The organism is Modestobacter lacusdianchii (assembly GCF_054177765.1).
The window spans coordinates 74,708-96,320 of sequence record NZ_JBJJTJ010000002.1 but is presented as its reverse complement, the minus strand read 5'-3'; the positions used below and the strand labels follow the sequence as shown (position 1 = coordinate 96,320).

The window sequence follows — 21,613 nt, the reverse complement described above, 5'->3', positions numbered from 1 at the left end:
GCCGACCAGTCAGCCCGCGAGGCCGCCGAACCAGTCGGCCAGGTCGTCGGGCTGGAAGCAGGACGGGTCGATGTGCCCGCCCTCGCAGGCCACGACGCTGACGTCGGCGACCCCCTGGAGCCGGGCGACCAGCGGGGCGGCGTTCTGCGCGGAGACGACGAGCTCGTCCTCGGCGGCGAGGTAGAAGCGCAGCGAGGTGCCGGCGAAGGCCTCCGCCGGCAGCTCGGCGGGGTTCTCGGTCCCGGTCGGCAGCCGACCGCCCCAGGCCTCGCGCACCGGCGTCTCGTAGTCGGTCCCGACGATGACGTCGAGGTCGACGAGCGGGGAGATGGCCGCCATGCCCAGCAGCCCGGGGATGCGGTCCCCGGCCAGCAGCTGGAGGCCGGCCACCCCGCCCATCGACTCGGCGAGCAGGAACGTCCGCGTCGTCCCGTACCGGTCGCTCAGCTCGGCCGCGAGGTCCACGTAGTCCTGCTGGGACGCCGTGTTGCCGAACGCGTCCAGGTGCGCGTCGCTGGCGGCCACGACATAGCCGTCGGACGCCAGGCGTGCGGTCACCCGGGCCTGGTCGTCTCCCCCCTGGAGCGAGTCGGCGTCCTCGCCCGCACCGTGGACGTAGAGCACCAGACCGCTGAGCTCCTCGACGTCCGGGACCACCGCGACCGCCGGCTGACCTCCCACGGTCAACTCCACCACCTCCGGCGCCGCCGGCTGGGCGGACGGGTCGGCCACCGGGTCACCGGCCCCGCACCCGGACGCGCCCAGGACCACGACCAGGAGACCGACCGCGGCCCGGCGGCGGGTCCGGCAGGGGGCACCACTCAGCATGGTCCTCACGTTAGGTCGCCCAGCGCCCTGGACCGGTGCATCCGGCGGCTGCTCCGGCGCCGCTCACCCGAAGAGGGGAGCCCGCCAGCTACCTTGACCCCATGTCTGGCCACCGGAGCAGGCGCGTGTCCGGGGCCGACCCGGGTCGCCGAGCATGAGGATCCTGACCAACGCCCTCAGCCTGGAGCGGCTCGGCGGGGTCGAGGTGAACGCCCTCGAGGTGACCCGCGCCCTGGTGAGCCGCGGCCACGAGGTGCACCTGGTGTTCGGGCCGCCGCTCAGCGACGGCGTGCTGCCGGACATGCGGCCGGAGTTCGAGGCGGCCGGCGTCACGCTGCACGGGCCCCAGCCCTTCCTCCCACCCACCCTCGGCACCGCCGTCCCGGCCGCCGTGCGGTCGCTGCCCACCGCGTCACTGGCCGCGCGGCTGCGCCCGGACGTGCTCTGGCTGCAGCGGTTCGAACACGCCATCTGGGGTCAGGTGGTGGCCCGACGATCCCGGACGCCGATCGTCTGCCACCTGCATCACGCGCTCAACGCCAGCCGGTTGATCCCCGTCGCGGCCACCGGGATCCGCAGGTTCATCGCCGTCTCGGCGTTCATGCGCGAGCACTGGGGCGTCGCCGGCCTGGACCCCGAGCGCATCGACGTCGTGCACAACGCCGTCCCCGAGGCGGGTTACCCGGTCGGCCGTGAGGCTGAGCGGAGCCGCGCGCGAGCCGGGCTCGGGCTGCCCGCCGACGTGCCGATCGCCCTGTTCTACGGCCGCCTGGACGAGTTCAAGGGCCTGCGGATGGCCCTGGACGCCTGGGACCGAGCCACCCCCCGGCTGGGCGACGCGCACCTGCTGCTGGCCGGGGACTTCACCCCGGACGGCGACCCGGCACTGCGCGGACGGGTGGCGGGGCTGGTGTCCCGCGGCGCAGCCACGCTGCTGCCGGCGCAACGGGACGTAGTGCCGCTGCTGCACGCCGCCGACCTCGTGCTCTTCCCCAGCCAGCTCCCCGAGTCGTTCGGGCGGGTCGCCTTGGAGGGCCTGATGACCGCCCGGCCGGTGCTCGCCACGTCGGTCGGCGGTGTGCCGGAGATCCTGTCCGGTGCGCTGTCCCGGCTGCTCGTGCCGCAGACCGACGTCGACGCCTTCGCCGCGGGCCTGGTCGACCTGCTCGACTGGCGACGGACCGAACCAGACCTCGGCACGCTCTACGCCTCCCAGGCGCGGGAGCACTTCTCCTTCACCGACCACGTCACCCGGGTGGAGGAGGTGCTCTCCCGGTACAGCCGGGGAGCCGCCCGCTAGACCGGCCGAGCGGACGGCGGGGCCACCGTCCCGCCGTCGCCTGCCCGGGCCAACCGCAGCTCGCGGAGGAACCACGGCAGGCAGGCCAGCGCGACCACGAACCGGCCGAGGTCCCACGCCGTGTCCTGCGGCAACGACAGCGAGACCGCGCTGACCGCGAGCGCGAGGCCACCGGCCCCCAGGAGCCGGCCGGGGACGCCGGGCCAGACCACGTGCCCCGGCAGCGAGAGCCGGTGCAGCAGGGTCTGGACGCAGAAGGCGACGATGGTCGCGGCAGCCGCTCCCGGCAGCCCCCACAAGGGCAGCAGGAGCACGTTGAGGCCCACGTTGACCACCGCGGCGACGATCGCCGCCACCGCGAGGGACCGGGTGCGCTCGCGGACGATGAGCTCGCGCGCCGAGGCGTTGCCGACGAGCACCGGGAACCCCGCGGCTGCCACCAGGAACGCCACCAGCACCAGCTCGTCGGGCCGGAAGCTCTCCGGCGCCGCAATCGTCAGCGCCAGTGGCGCGCCGAGGGTCATGCCCAGGACGACCGGGACCATCAACCGGAACAGCGCGTCTCTCGAACGGGCGATGAGCGCCCACCGCTGCGCCTCGTCGCGGACGGCGCTGATCTGCGGGGCCCACGCCGCGCTCGCCAGCCCGAGCAGCAGGATCGCGACGTTCCCGACGTTGTAGGCGATCTGGTAGCGCCCCACCTCGGTGGCGCCCAGCACGCTCTGGATCACCAGCCGGTCACCGGCGTTCAGCACGTAGACCGCGAGCGAGCTGACCATCAACGGCAGGCCCATCCGCAGCGCCCGGCCGGCCAGCGGCAGGTCCGCCGCCCCCCGCCAGGTCGGCCGCACCAGCACCAGGGCGAGCACCAGCGTGACCACCAGGGCACCGAGGTGACCCAGCGCGTAGGTGACCGCCGTCCGGGAGCCGGTGAGCACCAGCAGGGCCATGCCGGTCACCGGGCCGCCCACCCCGTATGCCACGTTCACCAGGGAGAATGCCTTGAGCCGGTCCTGGCTGAGCAGCTGCGCGGAGGACAGCAGGACACCGGCGGCCGGCAAGGTCCAGGCCAGCGTCACCAGCACGACGCCCTGCGCACCGGCGAAGCCCAGCAGCCCGCTCCACAGCCCCGAGGTGACGGCGGTGACCACCGAGACCAGGGCGGCCAGCCCGACGCCCAGGGCGACCAGGGAACGGGCCCCCCGGTCGTTGCCGCTCTGCGCCCGCAGCACCACCAGCGCCTGGTCCAGGCCCACCAACGACAAGACCACCAGGACCTGACTCAGTGCGATCGCCGAGCTCAGCCGGCCGAACTCCGCCGCGGGGACGAGGTGGGCCAGCACCGGGAAGACCACGACGGCGGCGGCCAGCTGCACCGCCCAGATCGCCACGTACAGCAGTCCCCGGCCGAACAGCGACGGCGCGGCCGCCTCGGTGGCGGGGACCTCCGCGGCAGCAACCGCCGGCTCGTCGTGGTCGGCGCGGGTGAGGATCTCCGGATCCGGAGCTGCGCCGTCCGCTCCCCCGTGCACCGGGGCCGCTCCACCGGACGACGACACTCGTGCCCCTTCCGCCGCGGCCGCCCATCGGCCCCGAGCACCGCCACGCTAGGCGGTCGCCGGCCCGGACGACCCGCTGTCGACCGGCCTCTCACCCACCCGGATGACGCCGCCGGTCCGCGGGACGGGCGGCCGGGCCGGGCCCCCGGGAGGGGCGCCACGGGGCCGGCCCCGGCCGCTCACCCGTCCGATCGAACCTGGCGTCGTCCGCTCACCCGAGCAGGGGAAGCCGAGTTCCCCTCGGCCCGAGCCGACCCGTACCAAGGTGACGCACAGTCACTGAGAAGCCGATCCACTTCACCTCGGCGTGGCGATCCCGGTCCGGCCTCACCCCATGCGGCGACCGTGAGTGACCGCGACGAGGAGGACCGGCCCCAGGCCACTTGTACGGGTGAGCGTTGACCCGCCGGGCGCACATTGGTCGCCACAGCCCGGCGGAGAGCAGAGGCGAAACCGGACCCGTCCCCCCCGAGAGGACAGATCCATGCCCCGCCGCACCCCCACCGCGCTGTTCGCCAGCACCACCACCAGCCCCCAGGTCAGCGTGGTCATCCCCACCTACAACGAGGCCAAGAACCTCCCCCACGTCTTCGCCCTGCTCCCCGCCGACGTCCACGAGGTCATCGTCGTCGACGGCTGCAGCATCGACGACACCATCGACGTCGCCCGCGCCCTGCGCCCCGACGTCAAGATCGTCCTGCAGAACCGGCGCGGCAAGGGCAACGCCATGGCCTGCGGCTTCGCCGCCGTCACCGGCGACATCATCGTCATGCTCGACGCCGACGGCTCCGCCGACCCCCGCGAGATCCCCGACTACGTCGCAGCCCTCACCAACGGCGCCGACTTCGCCAAGGGCACCCGCTTCGCCAACGGCGGCGGCAGCTCCGACATCACCCCCATCCGCGCCTGGGGCAACCGCTGGCTCAACCGCGCCGCCAACCTCCTCTTCGGCACCCGCTACACCGACCTCTGCTACGGCTACAACGCCTTCTGGACCCGCTGCCTGGACGTCCTGGCCCTCGACGCCAACGACCGCACCGCCCAGCACAAGCTCTGGGGCGACGGCTTCGAGATCGAGACCATCATCAACACCCGCGTCGCCAAGGCCGGCCTGCACATCGTCGAGGTCCCCAGCTACGAGTACGACCGCCGCTTCGGCACCAGCAACCTCAACACCTGGCGCGACGGCCTCCGCGTCCTGCGCGCCCTGCTCATCGAACGCCTCAACGGCACCGGCGCCACCCAGGCCGCCGCCATCCGCCGCATGCCCCCCGCCACCCTCCCCACGCCCCGCACCGAGCTGTCCCAGACCGCCTGAGCGGTCCGGCGACACCCGTCCGGGGCTGCCCCGGACGGGTGAGAGCGCAGGTCAGCGAGGTGCGTGCGCCGATACGCTGCGGCCTCCCGGATCACGTCCGGACACCACACGAGAGGACGTCGGTGACCACTGCACCGGGCACCCGGACCACACGGCCGGAGAGCGGCTCCCGACCCGACGAGCTGAGCATGAGCGTGGTCATCTGCGCGTACACGCTCGAGCGCTGGGACGACATCGTCGCCGCCGTCGAGAGCCTCCGCCGGCAGACCCGCCCGCCCGCACAGGTGCTGCTGGTCAGCGATCACAACCCGGAACTGCTCGAGCGGGCCCGGAGCGCCTTCCCCGACGTGACCTGCCTGGCCAACGGCGGAGCCCGTGGCCTGTCCGACGCCCGCAACACCGGGGTCGCCACCGCCACCGGCGACGTCGTGGCGTTCCTCGACGACGACGCGACCGCCGATCCCGATTGGGTGGAGCGGCTGCTGGAGGCCTTCACCGCGCCGGACGTGATCGGCGTCGGCGGCCACGTGACGCCGAACTGGCGGGCCCCGCGGCCGAGCTGGTTCCCCGAGGAGTTCCTCTGGGTCGTGGGCTGCAGCTACACCGGGCTGCCCGAGACCCAGTCCGAGATCCGCAACCCGATCGGGGCCAACATGGCCTTCCGCCGCTCGGTGTTCGACCGCAGTGGCGGGTTCGACCCGGACATGGGCCGGCTGGGCAAGGACGCGGCGGGCTGCGAGGAGACCGAGTTCTCCATCCGCGCCAGCCGTGAGCAGCAGGGCGCGCGCATCCTGCTGCAGCCCACCGCCGGGTGCCGGCACACCGTGACGCCCGACCGGGTGACCCGCGCCTACTTCCGTCGCCGATGCCGCGCCGAGGGACGGTCCAAGGCCCTGGTCAGCCAGCTCGCCGGCGCCGACTCCGCACTGTCCGCCGAGCGGAGCTACGTGAGCCGGACACTGCCGCGCGCGGTCATCACCGGGCTGCGTCAGGTGCTCGGCGGTGACCTGTCCGGCGCCGGCCGGGTGCTGGCGCTGGTCGAGGGCACCGCGCTGACCGGCACCGCCTACGTCGCCGCCCGGGTGCGGCTGGCCGCCCGCGGAGGCCGGCCGGCGGCATGAGCGGACGCTCGCCGGCCGGACCGGTCCGGGACTGGGAGGTGCAGGTGCGGCTGCTCACCGTCGACGCCCCGCCCACCGCCGTGGAGGCCGCACGCGCCTGCCTCACCCCCGCCGAACTGGCGCACGCCGACCGGGGGGTGCCCGCGGTGCGCACCCGGCGGGTGCTGCTCCGCGCCGCCCTCCGCCGGCTCGCCGGAGAGGTGCTGGGGGTGCCCGCCGCGGACGTCCCGCTCACCGAGCCGCCCGGTCGCCCCGGCCTCACCGGCGCACTCGCCGGTCAGGACGTCGACCTGGGCTGCTCCGCCAGCGGCGCCCTGGGCCTGGTCGCCGTGGCCCGGCACTGCCGGATGGGCGTCGACGTGGAACGCCTGACCACCCCGACCGCCGACGCCGAGGACTGGCTGACCGCAGCCGAGCAGGCCGCGCTCGCGCAGTTGCCCGCGGACCGTCGGGCGGCGGCGCTGAGCCGGGCGTGGACCGGCAAGGAAGCCGTGCTCAAGGGCGTCGGCACAGGCCTGCGGGTCGATCCGCGCACCGTGGACACCGCAGCCGCTCCGTCCGGTCACGGCCCCGTCGGCGACTGGCACCTCCACCCGCTCGACGTGCCCGCGGGGTGGGTGGCGACCCTCGCCGTCCGCCCATACGGCCCGCCCTCCCGTGCTGCCGAAGGAACGGTGACCCTCCGATGAGCCAGACGTCCCTGCGCCCGGCGTCCACCGACCCGCTCCCCGCGCGCCCACAGGTCGCCGAGTTCCGCGACGTGCTCGCCCGGGCCACCGGCCGGCCCCTGGCAGACGCGCCGGCCCTGCACGCCGACTCCGTGGCGCATCTCCGCGACTTCTGGGCGACCTTCCTGAGCTGGTCGCAGCTGGCCTGGGAGGGCAGCGCAGCCGAGGTGTGCACCAGCGACGACGTCGAGTCGGCCGTGTTCTTCCCCGGCGTCCGGCTCAACTACGCCGAGAACCTGCTGCGCCCCCTGGCCGACGTGGACGACGACCGGCCGGCGCTGACCGCGCTGCACGCTGACGGCGGCCGCGAGCAGTGGACGCGGCGTGAGCTCCGCGCCGCCGTCGCCGACACCGCAACCGCCCTGGCCGGGCTGGGGCTGGGTGCCGGCGGCCGTGCCGTGGTCGTCGGCACGAACAACGGCAGCACCGTGATCGCGGCGCTCGCCACCGCCGCGGTGGGCGCCAGCATCTCCTCGGGCATGCCGGACATGGGGCCCGCCGCGCTGCTGGGCCGCTTCACCCAGGTGGCGCCCACGGTGCTGCTGCTCGACCGCACGGCCGCGCCGGCCGGCTGGGACGGTGCCCCCGGGGACGTGCTGGACCAGCTGCTCACCGGGCTGCCCACGGCCGGCACGCTGCTCGTCCTGGACGACCTGCCGCTGCCCGAGGTCCCCGGCCGCCGCGTGCAGCGCCTGGAGGACGTCCTCGCCGACCTCGGGCCAGGAACGCCGCGGGCTCCGTGGCCGCGCCTGTCGTTCAACGACCCGTTGTTCGTGATGTTCTCCTCCGGCACCACCGGCCCGCCCAAGGCGATGGTGCACGGCATCGGCGGCACCCTGCTGGAGCACGTCAAGGAGCACCGGCTGCACGGTGACCTCGACGCCCGGGACACGCTCTACTTCCACACCACCACGGCCTGGATGATGTGGAACTGGCAGCTGTCCGCGCTCGCGGTCGGTGCCCGCGTGGTGCTCTACGACGGCCCGGTCACCGGCCCCGAGACGCTGTGGCAGCTCGTCGCCGACGAGGGCGTCACCGTGTTCGGCACCAGCCCGGCGCAGCTCCAGCTCTCTCAGGACCTCGGCCTGCGCCCGGGCGAGGAGTTCGCGCTGCACCGCCTGCGCGCGGTGCTGTCCACCGGGTCCGTGCTGCACGACTGGCAGTTCGACTGGTTCGCCGAGGCCGTCGGGCCGCTGCCGCTGCAGTCCATCAGCGGCGGCACCGACCTCATCGGCTGCTTCGTGCTCGGGCACCCGGAACTGCCCGTGGTGCGGGGCCGCAGCCAGTCGATCAGCCTCGGCATGGACGTCGCGGCCCTCGACCCGGCCGGCCGGCCGGTGCTCGGGCAACCCGGCGAGCTGGTGTGCCGCACCCCGTTCCCGTCCCGGCCGGTGCACTTCCTGGCCGACCCGGACGGCGCCCGGCTGCACACCGCCTACTACGCCGAGCACGCCGGTGTGTGGACCCACGGGGACGTCGTCGACCTCGCCGCGGACGGCACGGCCCGGGTGCACGGCCGCTCGGACGGCGTGCTGAACATCGACGGCATCCGGATCGGGCCCTCGGAGGTCTACCGGGTGCTCCGGACCGCCGTCCCCCAGGTCGCCCAGGCCGTCGCGGTGGAGCAGCGGCACCCCACCGTCCCCGGCGCCACCCGGCTGGTGCTGCTGGTCGAGCTCCGCGCGGGCGCCGTCCTGGACGGGGCCCTGGAGCGGACCATCCGCGACGAGCTGCGACGCCAGGCCTCCCCCGCCCACGTCCCGGCCGTGGTCCTGGCGGTACCGGCGGTGCCGATGACGCACAGCGGGAAGGTCTCGGAGAAGGCCGCGCGGGACACCGTGAACGGCGACCGGGTGGCCAACGTCGATGCGTTGCGCAACCCCGGCTCGCTGACCGGCATCACCGAGGCCATGGCCGCCGCCGAGGCCCACCAGGTGGCGCCCACCGAGCCCGACCCCGACCCCCACCAGCACACCGCAGCGGTCCGGCGGCTGTGGCGGGAGCTCGGTGTCGTGCCGCACCAGGGCATCGACAGCTTCTTCGACCTCGGCGGCACCTCGCGCCAGTCGATGACCCTGCTGCGCCGGCTCCGCCTGGAGCTGGGGGCCGCGGTGTCGATGGACCAGTTCCTGGCCGACCCGACGGTCGCCGGCCTGGCCGCCGCCGTCCGGCGCGCCGGCGCCGACCAGCCGCACGTCGTGCAGCTCGCCACAGGCGACCCCACGGCCCCGCCGCTGTTCCTGCTCCACGACGCGTGGGGGGACGTCGACGTGTACCGACCGCTGCTCCAGCACCTGACCGGGGTGGGGGCGGTGTACGGGGTGTGCGCCCGGCTCACCGACGCCGACGGGCGACGGCGGTCGATCGCCGAACTGGCCGCCGCGGCCGTCACCGAACTGTCGGCGGTCGCGCCGGCGGGGCCCCTGCACCTGGCCGGCTTCTCCTTCGGCGGCCTGGTCGCCTTCGAGACGGCTCGCGTGCTGGAGGACCAGGGCAGGCCGGTCGAGTTCCTCGGGCTGCTCGACGTCCTGCCCCCGCGGGCGAGCATGTCGCCCGGACGCCGGTGGGCGCACGACCTGGCGGGGCAGCTCGCCGCCGTGGCGCCGGGCCTGGCCGACCGCCCGCTCCGCGAGGTGCTCCGGCAGCGGTTCCGCCCGGCCACCCGGCCGGTGGACCGCCAGGCGCTCGACCACTCCGAGGCGGTGTTCGACCAGCACGCGCTGCAGCCGTACGGCGGCCCGGTCACCTACTTCCGGGCCCGCCGGCGGGTCCCGGTCGCCGGGAACCTGCTGTCGGTGTGGCGTGCGGCCGCTCCGCATCTCACCGTGGTCTCGGTGCCGGGCGCCCACTTCGACCTCCTGGCCGCCCGGTACGTCGAGGTGCTGGCCACCCGTTTCTCGGCGGCGGTCTCCGCCAGCCGGTAGCCGCCCGGTCCCGGCCGGGTGCGCGCCGCGCACCCGGCCGGAGGTCAGCCGGCGAGCACCACCGGGTCGGGCAGCACGCCCGGGGAACGCCGGGCCGCCCGCCGGGCACGCAGGTACAGGAACGAGCCGGCCACGAGCCCGGTCAGCTCCTGCCGAGCGGCGCCGCGCGGCGCGGCCGCTGTCGCGCCGAGGCGCTCGGTGGTGGACTCCGCGATCCCCCTGCCGCGGGCGAGACCTGCGGGGACGCGACGGAGCACCTCCCGGCGGGTGTCCCGCGCCAGCAGGCACTTGGCCAGGTAGGCCGCCAGCCCGGTGCCGTAGCCGAACAGCTGCCGCAGCAGGGCGGCGTCGTCGGCCCGGTGGTGGTGCCACACGACGGCCGCCGGCTCGTAGGCGATCGCGTGGCCGGCGCGCAGCACCCGGACGAAGGCGTCCAGGTCCTCACCGCCCCGGGTCAGCGTGCCCGCGCCCAGCGCCTCGTCGAAACCACCGAGCCCGAGCAGCACCTCGCGGTCGAACGCGAAGCTGGCCCCCGTGCCGAAGAGACCGGGCGCGTAGGGGAAGAGCGGGTCAGCCGGCCGGTTGCCGGCCAGGTCGAACAGCTGGGGTGCGCACCGGGTCGACCACAGGGACGTGCGGGCGTCGAAGTACTCCTCGGCCCGGCTGCTGATGCCGGCGGTGCAGACCAGCCCGGTCACGCAGCCGACGTCCGCCTGGCGCCGGAAGCCCCGGAGCAGGCCCTGCACCCAGCGCGGGTCCACGGCGACGTCGTCGTCGGTGTAGGCCACGACGGAACCACGAGCCTCAGCCAGGCCGCGGTTGCGGGCGCAGGACAGTCCGGGCCGGGGCTCCACGACATACCGGAACCGGGGGTCCTCGGCGGCGACGGCCTCGACGAGGCGGCGGGTGCGGTCGTCCGTCGGCGCGTTGTCGACGACGACGATCTCCAGGTGCGGGTGGGTCAGCGCGGCCAGCCGGTACAGGCAGCCGGTCAGGACGTTGCTGCGGTCCCGGGTGCAGACCACCACCGAGACGAGCTCGTCGTACTCGGCCAGCTCGGGGCAGTGCCCCCCGGCGGCCGGGAGCGGCAGGTCGAGCGGGGCGGTCAGCCCGTCCTCGGCCAGGTGGTCGGCGACGGCATCGGCGAACTGCCGGCGGGCCCCGCGGGCGACCGCACCGGCATCGGGCCCGGCGTCCCCGACCGGCACGGTCACGTAGCCCAGGGGTGCGCCGTGCAGCCGGACGAGGACCCGGGCGGCGCTCTCCTCGCGCAGTGGCAGGACCGCGCGCAGCGCCGGCTCTGCCGACAGCTCCAGCTCACAGCACCAGGTGCCGCCGCCGGCTGCGCCGTCGGTGGTCGCGCCCGGGGTGGACTCGTCGGACATGGGTGCCTCTCGATCGGTGTGCAGGGACGGGGAGCGGCCGGTCAGCCCAGGTAGACGGCGAACCGGACCGCCACCGCGGCCAGTGCGGCGCCGACCAGCAGCACGAGGAGCCAGCCCAGCACGGGCGACCGTCGCCGCTCCGGGACGACGTCGGGAGCAGGGCCGGCGCGCAGGACCTGGTCGCGGACCTCGAGGCCCAGGGCGAGCAGCCCGGCCAGCAGGAAGACCGTGACCCCCACCCAGCTCGCGAGCGCATCCAGCACCGGTCAGCCCTCCTGTTCCACGAGCTGCAGGGCCGTCGCGTCGGTGCCCTGGTAGACCACCTGGTAGAGACCACGATCGACCAACGCGTCCGCGACCTCCGTCGTCCACCCCGCCGGCCGGTCGGCGGTCAGCTGGCCGACCACGTCCTGGGTCCGGCTGACCACGATGAACTCCGGCTGCTCGGCCAGCGCGCAGGCGAGTGCCTCGAGTCCGCAGCCGGCCTCGGACATGTCCAGTGGCAGCCACTCGCCCACGTGCTCCCGGCCGAGCGCCCCGGTCGCGGCGAGGGTGCCGACGACGTCACCGAGCTGGACCCGGTCGTAGATCGCGGCGGCCGCGGCGAGGTCGTCGTCGGTGACCCGTTCGAAGGCCACGTTGACCCCCCGGGTGGTGGTGACGCCCAGCGCGAGGACGAGCAGCCCGGCCGCGACCGCGACCAGCCGTACCCGGCCGGGACGGCGGAGCACCGGGGCTGCCCCGCGCCGCACCGCCAGCACCGCGAGCGGGGCGAGCACCGGGGCGGCGAAGACGAAGACCCGCAGCACGACCTCCCCGCCGTAGCTGCCCAGCAGGACCAGGGCACCGGAGCCGAGGGCGAGACCCGCGACGGGCACCGCCTCCCGGCGGTGCCGGATGGTCCACCAGCCGGCCACGGCCGCCAGACCGTAGAGCAGCGACCAGCCCATCCGGAGGTTCTGCATCACCTGGTAGGTCGGGTCGCCGCTCACGCGGGACCCGACGGCGGTGTCGAGGTTGCCGCCCGGATTGCCGAGATCACCCAACACCGTGCCGAGGTGACCCACCCAGTAGTCCGTCGCGCCGTAGACGAACCAGGCGAGGAAGAAGAGCGAGACCACGAGCCACAGCCGGCGGTACTGCGTGTGCCCGGAGACCGTGAAGGTCAGCAGGGCGAAGACCAGGGTCACCGGGGTCAGCTGGTGGGAGACGACCACGGCCATGGCCAGGACCAGGAGCGCCAGCTCCCACACTGCGGACTGCTGCGGCGAGACACCCGGGGGGAGCGCCGGACGGCGCCGGGCCGCCTGCCAAGCCCGGGTCCACCAGGAACCCGTCGTCGGCGGCGTCCCCGCGCGGCTGAGCATCCACAGGAGGACGGCGATGACCACCAGGTAGAGGAGCAGCGCGGTGGCCTGCGGCGAGAAGTAGTCCTGCTGGAACCAGTTGCCGCCCAGGTAGACGAAGACCGACGCCCAGGCCAGCCGGCGCGAACGGGTGACGCACCGGGCGATGACGAGCAACGGGGCGATGGCGGCGAGGTTGTAGAAGACCGGCGCCAGGGAGAGGAAGGTGGCGGCGTCGTCCACCCCGGCGAGCCGCACGAGCGCGGCACCCGCGGCGAAGAAGCTCGGCCAGTAGGCCCGGGCGTCCAGCCCCACGAAGGACGCCTGGTTCTCCGTGATGAACCGGCTGAAGCCGACGTGCAGCCAGCCGACCGACACCCCCGCCTGGCCGTCGGCGACGTTGGAGAAGCCGAAGACGACCACGGTCAGGACGACGGCGGTGGCGGCCAGGACCGGCCCGTCCAGGGTGCGGCGGGTCAGCTGGACGGCCCCGACGACGGCCACCAGCACGAGGGCGGCGATGTAGAGCGGGCCCACGACCCCGATCACCCCGAGCGCCCCGGCCTCGTCCAGGTCCACCTGGCGGGTGGCGACCCACCACGACGCGGCGGCGACCAGCAGCAGCGCGACCGACGCCGGGCGGGTCCACGAGCTCCGGTCGGAGCGGTCCGTTCTGCCCGCGGCACCAGGACGTCCCGCGCCCTGGGTCCACCGCCGGACGGCGACGCCGCCGGCGGCGAGAGTGGCGGACACCCCAGGACCGCTGCCCGGGATCCGCTCGAGGGCGACCGCGGCCGTGACCACGGACAGCAGCCCGACCGACGCCGCGGTGGCGGTCGGGTGCCACCAGCCGAACAGCACCTGCGCAGCCGAGGTCAGCAGCAGCACCGAGATGCTCAGGCCCACCGCCAGCGAGGCGCTGAGCAGGGCGTTCGGCACGCGGAGCAGCGCGGCCAGCGGGACACCGGGCACCATCAGCACGAAAGCCAGCGCCAGCAGCGTGCGGCCGGGGACCGCGAGGTCGAGGGCAGCGACCAGGGGTGCCGTGATCGCCACGACCACGCTCGTCCACAGCGCGGCACGCGCGGCCGACCAGCCGGCTGCGGTGCCCGGGGCCTCGATGGGAGCCGGACGGTCCTCCGTGCGGTCCCGGTCCGTCGTCAGGCCGTTCACCGCGGCGCCCCCGTGGTGGCCAGCAGGTCCCAGGGCCGGTGGACGAGGTCGTCGGCAGCGGCGGCGACGGCGTCGCGCGACGCCACCGACCCGCCGAAGGAGATGGCCACCTGGAGGGTCCGGTCCCACTCGCTGGTCGTGGCGGTGACGCCGGCCAGCGCGGCGGGCGCAGCAGCAGTGATCACGCCGCGCTGCGCCGCCCGGGGGTCCCAGGGGAGCCTTCGGAGCGGGCTCGCCGAGCCCAGGTGCGTCAGCACGACCGGGCCGGCCGACGGGCGCTCCGGCCGGAACCGTCCGGCGAACCCGACCGCCGGCGCGAGGGTCTCCCCGGCCGTCGCCGCCAGCAGCGACACGAACGGCAGGCCAAGGGCCGCGTCTCCCCGGATCTGGTCACCCATCGCGCGGGGGTCCCGGCACGTCGGGTCCTCCAGCCGCAGCGCGCCGGCGAAGTTGCCCTCGACGTGCGACCGGCGGGGGAGGTAGCGGCGCAGGTCGTACATGACCACGCTGTCCGTCGTCGGGCTCACGACCCCGCGCTCCTCCAGCGCGATGCGCGCAGCGGCCATCATGAGCACGGCCACCGACACGCCGGGGTGGTGCACCTCGGCCCACTCCCGCAGCAGGGCCACCGAGTCCGGCGCACCATGGGCGACCACCAGCCCCAGCTCGGACGCCGGTCGACCAATGCCCTCGCGAGCAGCTCGGCCCCGGCGTCGGCTCACCCGGGACAGCGCGGTGCGCCAGGTCTGCCACTGCGGCTCCCGGACCAGGGTGTCCCAGCTCGCTCGGAGCAGCGGTCGCGCCAGGGCGGAGTCCACCTGCCCCAGCCCGGTCGGCACGCCGGCGTCGGCGGACGCACGCAGCAACCCAGGGATGAGATCCGCCACGGCGAAGGTGCCGTCACCGAGCACGTGGTGCACCTGCCAGGCCTGCCAGCCGTCACCCACCGTGACGACGAAGGGTCGCTCGTCGCACGGCTCGCGCAACAGCTGCTCCGCCACGTCCGCCGGTGCGCGAGGCTCGCGCCCGCGGGCATCGACGACCAGGCGACGCAGCCAGTCCGCCATCTCCTCCGCCGGAACCGGGGCCCACCGCCCGGAGTCCCCATCGAACCGGCACAGCGCCCGGGCCGACGGGGTGTCGGCGTGCAGGCGCAACAGCGCGGCACGCACCGACGCTGCGTCGATCACCGGATCGAGTCCGCTGAGCACGCAGACCGTCTGGATCCCCCGCCACAGGCGATCGCGGACATCGACACGACGAGATGCCACCGGTCGGGTGGTCGCGGAGGTCAAGCGATCTCTCCACAGTCGGCCAGCGGTCGCTGGACCCAGGTGCTCCCGGCGCAGCCGGTCGGGGTCGCCGTGACGTCCATGGTCCTCCGTTCGAGTGCCGCGGACGCTCACGCCGAACTCGTCGGCTCCCCGCGTGGGAGGGGTCGGTCCCCCACCCGATCGCAGGCAAGTATCCGGTCGATCCAGGTGCGCTGGGACCTCAGAGCACCCATCCCGGCTCAGGAATCGCCCAGAGGGGTGACGCTCCGGCGGGGCCGGCCGTTCCTGCGGGTACGCGCTCGGTCACCCACGTAGGAGAGGGACTGACCTGTCCCACGCCTTGCGGCGTGGGACAGCACCACCACACGACACCGCCCCGGTCATCCGAGTTCGGATGACCGGGGCGGTGTCGTGCCGCGTGCGGGGGTCAGCGGGTGATGGTGCTGGCCTCGCCCGCGTCGACGGCGTTGCCCTCGGTGCCGTCGGTCGTGGCGCCCCGGCCGGCCTCGCGGGCGGCGATCCGCTCGCGCTGCGGGACGACCGTGTACTTCGGGTCCTTGGCGCTGGCCATGCCCGCCTCGAACACGCCCATGCGGGTGAGGAGCGAGCCGGCGGCCAGCAGCACACCACCGGCCACCGCGCCGAACCGCTTGCGGCCCAGCAGTGCGGTGATCGCGGCGCCGCTGACCGTGGCCGCCTTCGCCGCCTTGAGCAGCGTGCCGGCCTTGCCCTCGTGGTAGGGCTCGCTGACGATGCCGTGGCCGTTCTCGACCTTGTGCATCGCGGCCAGCTCCAGGGCCACCCCGCCCAGGGCGACCTTGCGCGACGGGCCGGCCTCGTCGACCGGGGTCAGCGCCATGGTGATGCCGCCACCGGCGGCCATCGCCGAGCCGGCGAACACGAACGGCAGCTCGTCGTAGGGCGCGTGCCACGAGGGCACCGCGGTGTTGGCGATCAGCACCGCCGTGTAGGTCGCCATCGGCCCACCGAAGGCCGCGGCACCCACGGCGGAGGACTTCCGCAGCACCGGGATGGCCCCGGCGATCCTCGGCAGGAACGGCAGCACCTTGGTGCCCAGCCCCATGACCGGCTTGAGGTCGAGCAGCCGGAAGGCCGCGGCGGCCGAGGTGAGCGCGCTGAACGGCGACAGGATGTAGGAGCCGACCGACAGCGGCGAGGTCACCTTGAACACCCGCAGCATGTGCAGGAAGCGCTCGGGGCGGCCCAGGTCGTCGATCAGCAGCACCACCGAGGCCAGCGCACCGGCCCCGGCCACGTACTCGGCGTTGCGCGCCAGCTTCGGCCGGTCGGTGAACTCGGCCAGCGCCGCGATCACCGACGACGTGCCGGCGGCACCACCGAGGAAGAAGTAGATCGGGACCTCGGGGTTCTTCCAGGTCGGCGTCTTGATGATCTGGCGGCCGTAGTAGGAGCTGAACTCCGCCTCCGGCACCATCGCCGCCTCGCGGTTGCCACCGCCCCAGCCCCCGCCGCCCTTGCGGCGCTTGCGCCGCGGGCGGGTGAGGTCCTCACCACCGGCGCGGTGCCAGCCCGCGCCCGGCGTGACCGGCGCCCGGCCGGCCGGCTCGTTCCCGGTCGACTGCTCGCTCACGCCCACCCCTCCCCGGCCATGTCGGCCGACTGGGCGGCACGTGATGGTGCGTCGGGACCGGCCATGTTCGCCACGATGCCCGTCACGACCGCCGCCTCCCCAGGAACGCCGAGCCGATGATGCCGACGATCATCGCCGCACCGGTGGCCGCGGCCTTCCACATAGCGGGCAGGTCGCGGGTGGTGACGATCGGGTCCGGCGGCAGGCCGTAGACCTCGGGCTCGTCGAGCAGCAGGAAGAACGCCGAGTTGCCGCCGACACCGTCGTTCTCGTCGCGGCCGTACAGCCGGGCGCTCTCCACGCCCTGGCCCTTCAGCGTGGCCAGCCGCGCGTCGGCGCGGGCCTGCAGCTCGTCGAGGTCACCGAACTGGATCGACTGGGTCGGGCACGCGGTGGCGCACGCCGGCTGCAGCCCGTCGGTCAGCCGGTCGTAGCACATCGTGCACTTGAAGACCCGGCCGTCGTCCTCGCGCTTGTCGATGACGCCGTAGGGGCAGGCCGGCACGCAGTAGCCGCAGCCGTTGCAGATGTCGCCCTGCACCACGACGGTGCCGAACTCGGTGCGGAACAGCGCACCGGTCGGGCAGACGTCCAGGCAGCCGGCGTGCGTGCAGTGCTTGCAGACGTCGGAGGACATCAGCCAGCGGATCTGCTTGTCGCCGCCGCTCTGCCCGGTCTGCGGGTCGTACTCGCTCAGCGCCTCGGCGTTGAGCACGCTGGTCTGCGCGTTCAGCGGGCCGTCGGCCTGCGGGCTGATCGGGTTGACCGGCAGGCCGCTGTCCGTGCGGTCGTCACCGGGGCGCCCGAAGGTCGGCATCGGCAGGTCGACCGCGCGGCTCTGCTCGATGAAGGCCACGTGCCGCCAGGAGTTCGCGCCGAGCATGCCGGTGTTGTCGTAGGACATCCCGGACATGCCCATGGCGTCCTTGGTGCCGTGCGAGTCGTCCATCGGGAGCGTGTTCCACTCCTTGCAGGCCACCTCGCACGCCTTGCAGCCGATGCAGACCGAGGTGTCGGTGAAGAACCCGACCCGGGCCGGGTGGTCCTCGGCGTAGCCGGCCTCGCCCTGCACGTCGGGCAGCGGCCCGAACAGCCGGTTCTTGCTCTCCGGACCCTCCAGGCCCGGGCTCGCCGAGCTGACCGCGGTCATCGCGTTCCCTGCTTCCCGTGTGTCACGCGCCCGCTTCTTCCATCTTGCTCGGGTCCTCGTCGGGCTCGCGGCCGTTGATGCCGACCCGGCCCGACTCGACGCCGGCCCGCATCCGGTAGCCCTCGACGAACTCGAGCAGCTCCGGCCCGCGCGGCCGGCGCCCCGGGATGATGTCGGCGGTGCTGACCTTGTCCTCCTGGATGTGGGTGTTGGCGTCGAGCACGATGCCCAGCAGGTCGTTGGCGTTGTCGCCGGTCGACAGACCCGCGTACGACCAGTGGTACGGCATGCCGATCTGGTGCACGACCTGCCCCTTGCCCACCTTGATCGGCCGGATCCGCTCGGTGACCAGCACCTTCGCCTCGATCGCCGACCGGGCGCTGACCAGGGTGGCGAACTCGCCGTTGGTCAGCCCGCGCAGCTCCGCCAGCTCCGGGCTGACCTCCACGAAGAACTCCGGCTGGAGCTCCGACAGGTAGGGCAGCGTGCGGCTCATCCCGCCGGCGGTGTGGTGCTCGGTCAGCCGGTAGGTCGTCACCTGGAACGGGAAGACCTCGCTGAGCGAGGGGTTCTCCCGGTTCCACGGACCGGCGATCCGCTCGATCGTCGGGTTGGACTGCGTGCCGTAGAGGGCGTTCGACACCACCGACTCGGCCGGCTCGTAGTGCGTCGGCATCGGGCCGTCGGTCAGCCCGGCCGGCGCGTACAGCCAGGCCTTCCCGTCGCCCTGCATGATGAACGGGTCGACGCCGGAGATCGCGTCCTGCGCCTTGGCCCCCTCCGGCGGCTGGTAGTCCGGCCGCTTGGTCGCCTCGAAGTCGGGGACGTCGTCGCCGGTCCAGCGGCCGGACTCCTCGTCCCACCACACGTACTTCTTGCGCTCACTCCACGGCTTGCCCTCGGGGTCGGCCGAGGCGCGGTTGTAGAGCAGCCGCCGGTTGGCCGGCCACGCCCAGCCCCACTCGGAGGCGACCGCGCCCTGCTCCCGGTGCGACTTGCGCCGGGCGGCCTGGTTCACCTCGTCGGCGTAGACCCCGGTGTAGATCCAGCAGCCACCGCTGGTCGACCCGTCGGCCTTCATCTCGGTGTAGGAGCTCAGCGCCTTGCCGTCGGGGCCGACGCCGTTGATCTCGCGCAGCACCGCCTCGGCGTCCGGGTCCTGCGTCTCCCCGATCGTCGGGTAGTCCCAGGTCAGGGCCTGCAGCGCCTGGTCCTTCGGGTCGGTCGACCCGGCCAGCCGCTCGCGCAGGATGCGGCCCAGGTGGAAGAAGAACCACAGGTCGCTGCGGGCGTCCATCGGCGGCTCGACCGCCTTCTCCCGCCACTGCAGCAGCCGCTGCGTCTGGGTGAAGGTGCCCTCCTTCTCCACGTGCGTGGCCGCGGGCATGAAGAAGACCTCGGTGCCGATCGTCTCGGGGGCCATCTCCCCCGACTCGATCTCCGGGCCCTCCTTCCAGAAGGTCGCCGACTCGATCATCTGCAGGTCGCGCACCACCAACCAGTCCAGGTTGGCCAGCCCGAAGCGGTTCATCTTGCCGTTGGGGTGGCCGACCGACGGGTTCTCGCCGACCAGGAAGTAGCCGTGCACCTTGCCGGCGATCATGTCGGCGATCGTGCGGTAGGAGCTGTGGTCGCCGTTGATCTTCGGGAGCCAATCGAACCCGAAGTCGTTCTCCGGCTGGGCCGCGTCGCCGAACCAGGCCTTCAGCAGGCTGGTCATGTAGGCGTCCATGTTGCCCCAGAACCCGGCCTTGCCGGCGCTCGAGGCGACGTAGTCGGCCAGCGTGTGGTGCTGCATCGCGTGCGGCATCGGCAGGTAGCCGGGCAGCAGGTTGAACAGCGTCGGGACGTCGGTCGAGCCCTGGATCGAGGCGTGCCCGCGCAGCGCCATGATGCCGCCGCCGGGGCGGCCCATGTTGCCCAGCAAGGTCTGCAGGATCGACGCCGTCCGGATGTACTGCGCGCCGACGCTGTGCTGCGTCCAGCCCACCGAGTACACCCACGCGGTGGTGCGCTCCCGGTTGCTGTTCGAGGTCACCCACTTCGCGACCTGCTCGAACACCGCGGGCTCGATGCCGGTGACCTCGGCGACCATCTCCGGGGTGTACCGGGCGAAGTGCCGCTTGAGCACCTGGAAGACGGTGCGCGGGTGCTGCAGCGTCTCGTCGCGCTTCGGCTTGCCCGGGATCGTCGGGCCGCCGCTGCCGGCGGCCTGCCCCCGGTCGGAGGCCTTCACCGACGGGTCGTCGTCGCTGGCCTCCTGCTCCGCGGCCCGCTGCGGGTCGTCGGCCTCGCCGGTCTCCTCCTCGTCGCCCTCCGTGGTGCCCTCGTAGGTGCCCGAGTAGCCCGGCTGGCCCGGGGAGCGCTGCCCCGCGGCGGCGACCTGCTCGGCACCCTCGTACTGCCAGCTGGACTCGTCGTACTGGCCCGTCTCGGGGTCGAAGCCGGAGAACACGCCGTCGAGGTCCTCGGCGTCGACGAAGTCCTCACCGACCAGGGCGGCGGCGTTCGTGTAGGCGACCACGTACTCCTTGAAGTACAGGTCGTTGTCCAGCACGTACTTGATCAGCCCGCCCAGGAAGGCGATGTCGGTGCCCATCCGGATGGGGACGTGCAGGTCGGCGATCGCGCTGGTGCGGGTGAACCGCGGGTCGATGTGGATGATCTTGGCGCCCTTGGCCTTCGCCTCGGACACCCACTGGAACCCGACCGGATGGCACTCGGCCATGTTCGAACCCTCGATGACGATGCAGTCGGAGTTCGCCAGGTCTTCCAGGAAGTTGGTCGCGCCACCACGGCCGAACGAGGTCCCCAGACCGGGGACCGTCGACGAGTGCTATATGCGGGCCTGGTTCTCGATCTGCACCGCGCCCAGGGCGCTGTACAGCTTCTTCATCAGGTAGTTCTCTTCGTTGTCCAGCGTCGCCCCGCCGAGGCTGGCGACGCCCATGGTGCGGTTGACGCGCTTGCCGGCGTCCTCGGCCTGCCAGCCCTTCTCCCGGGCCGCGAGCACCCGGTCGGCGATCATCTCCATCGCCGTGTCCAGGTCGAGGTCCTCCCAGTCCGTGGCGTACGGACGGCGGTACTTGACCGTGGTGACCCGGGTCGGGCTGGTGACCAGCTGCTTGCTGGCGCTGCCCTTCGGGCACAGCCGGCCGCGGCTGATCGGCGAGTCGGGGTCGCCCTCGATCTGCACGACCTGCTCGTCCTTGACGAACACCCGCTGACCGCAGCCCACCGCGCAGTACGGGCAGACCGACTTCGCCACCCGGTCGGCCGTGGCCGTGCGGCTGACCACCTGCTCGGTGGCCTTGCTGCGGGCAGCATGGCCCCGGCCGAGCGGATCGGATCCAGTGAGCTGCCGGAACACCGGCCACGCGTCGAGCCACGTCTTCACGCCGACGAGCTTGCCACCCGACGGCCGACCACGCCCGTCCGGCTCCCCCAGCGAGTCGGGTCGACACGAGACCGTCATGACCGCCCACCCGACCGACCACCTCGCCGGCCGCCCGGCCCGGCGCGGAGGCGGGTCAACCCGCGCCAGCAGGGGCTGAGCCGCGTCAGCACACGGCTCAACCCCTGCTGGACCGGGTCAACCCGCGCCGCGGACGGCGGCGGACGGCGGCGGACGGCGGACGGCGGACAGCGGACAGCGGACGGCGGACGGTGCGCCGTCCGGCCCCGCGGGAGGCCGCCGGCCAGTAGCGTCGCCCGGGACACCCAGGAGGCGCATCATCTCGACCCGCCCTGCAAGCTGCCCGGACGCCCAGCACGCCTGCCCCTGCGCCGGCGACGAACAGCTGCACGCCCAGCGCGCGCAGCAGGTCCTCGAGGCCGGGGAGACCTCGCCGTCGACGGTCGACTGCCCCGAGTGCGGCGAGCCCAGCAGCCCGCA

Annotated in this window: 13 protein-coding genes and 1 pseudogene; 5 read left to right on the top strand and 9 right to left on the bottom strand. The window is 73.9% G+C overall.

Annotated features, from left to right (window positions below; translation table 11 throughout):
- Positions 1-9 precede the first annotated feature (9 nt).
- Entirely contained in the window at positions 10-828 is an 819-nt protein-coding gene (locus tag ACJTNH_RS01945; RefSeq protein WP_458172567.1) for a hypothetical protein, read from the bottom strand.
- 154 nt (positions 829-982) lie between these two features.
- On the opposite strand from ACJTNH_RS01945, the gene ACJTNH_RS01940 reads away from it, so the two are divergent.
- Positions 983-2,128: a glycosyltransferase family 4 protein gene (locus ACJTNH_RS01940; RefSeq protein WP_458172565.1), complete on the top strand. Its 1,146-nt coding sequence runs from the start codon at positions 983-985 to the stop codon at positions 2,126-2,128.
- Here ACJTNH_RS01940 and ACJTNH_RS01935 read toward each other — a convergent pair.
- Positions 2,125-3,660 carry a lipopolysaccharide biosynthesis protein gene (locus ACJTNH_RS01935; RefSeq protein WP_458172564.1) on the bottom strand — a complete coding sequence of 512 codons (1,536 nt, stop codon included), beginning with the start codon at positions 3,658-3,660 and terminating at the stop codon, positions 2,125-2,127. The two genes, ACJTNH_RS01940 and ACJTNH_RS01935, sit on opposite strands and share 4 nt — an antisense overlap.
- Before the next feature lie 511 nt (positions 3,661-4,171).
- Here ACJTNH_RS01935 and ACJTNH_RS01930 point away from each other — a divergent pair.
- From ACJTNH_RS01930 to ACJTNH_RS01915, 4 genes are all read left to right on the top strand, one after another.
- Entirely contained in the window at positions 4,172-5,005 is an 834-nt protein-coding gene (locus ACJTNH_RS01930) for a glycosyltransferase family 2 protein (RefSeq protein WP_458172563.1), read from the top strand.
- A gap of 122 nt (positions 5,006-5,127) precedes the next feature.
- Positions 5,128-6,126 carry a glycosyltransferase family 2 protein gene (locus ACJTNH_RS01925; protein WP_458172562.1) on the top strand — a complete coding sequence of 333 codons (999 nt, stop codon included), beginning with the start codon at positions 5,128-5,130 and terminating at the stop codon, positions 6,124-6,126.
- On the top strand, positions 6,123-6,815 hold the full coding sequence (locus ACJTNH_RS01920; protein ID WP_458172560.1) for a 4'-phosphopantetheinyl transferase family protein: 693 nt from the start codon (positions 6,123-6,125) through the stop codon (positions 6,813-6,815). The genes ACJTNH_RS01925 and ACJTNH_RS01920 overlap by 4 nt, the downstream gene beginning before the upstream one ends.
- On the top strand, positions 6,812-9,778 hold the full coding sequence (locus ACJTNH_RS01915) for an acetoacetate--CoA ligase (RefSeq protein ID WP_458172559.1): 2,967 nt from the start codon (positions 6,812-6,814) through the stop codon (positions 9,776-9,778). Before ACJTNH_RS01920 ends, ACJTNH_RS01915 begins: the two co-directional genes overlap by 4 nt.
- A 44-nt stretch (positions 9,779-9,822) precedes the next feature.
- Here ACJTNH_RS01915 and ACJTNH_RS01910 read toward each other — a convergent pair whose 3' ends face one another.
- The 7 genes and pseudogenes from ACJTNH_RS01910 to fdh form a co-directional block, all read right to left on the bottom strand.
- The gene (locus ACJTNH_RS01910) at positions 9,823-11,163 is read right to left on the bottom strand and encodes a glycosyltransferase family 2 protein (RefSeq protein ID WP_458172558.1); all 1,341 of its coding nucleotides are present in this window, start codon (positions 11,161-11,163) and stop codon (positions 9,823-9,825) included.
- 41 nt (positions 11,164-11,204) lie between these two features.
- Positions 11,205-11,426: a hypothetical protein gene (locus tag ACJTNH_RS01905; protein ID WP_458172557.1), complete on the bottom strand. Its 222-nt coding sequence runs from the start codon at positions 11,424-11,426 to the stop codon at positions 11,205-11,207.
- 3 nt (positions 11,427-11,429) lie between these two features.
- A complete protein-coding gene (locus ACJTNH_RS01900; protein WP_458172556.1) occupies positions 11,430-13,565 on the bottom strand; it encodes a serine/threonine protein kinase in 2,136 nt (711 codons plus the stop codon).
- A gap of 113 nt (positions 13,566-13,678) precedes the next feature.
- Positions 13,679-14,872, bottom strand: a complete 1,194-nt coding sequence (locus ACJTNH_RS01895; RefSeq protein ID WP_458172555.1) for a hypothetical protein — start codon at positions 14,870-14,872, stop codon at positions 13,679-13,681.
- A 511-nt stretch (positions 14,873-15,383) separates the two neighbouring features.
- Entirely contained in the window at positions 15,384-16,568 is a 1,185-nt protein-coding gene (gene nrfD, locus ACJTNH_RS01890; protein WP_458172554.1) for an NrfD/PsrC family molybdoenzyme membrane anchor subunit, read from the bottom strand.
- Positions 16,569-16,650: 82 nt separating this feature from the next.
- Positions 16,651-17,718, bottom strand: a complete 1,068-nt coding sequence (locus ACJTNH_RS01885) for a 4Fe-4S dicluster domain-containing protein (protein WP_458172553.1) — start codon at positions 17,716-17,718, stop codon at positions 16,651-16,653.
- 22 nt (positions 17,719-17,740) lie between these two features.
- Positions 17,741-21,115 (bottom strand): annotated as a pseudogene (fdh, locus tag ACJTNH_RS01880) (formate dehydrogenase).
- Positions 21,116-21,613 lie beyond the last annotated feature (498 nt).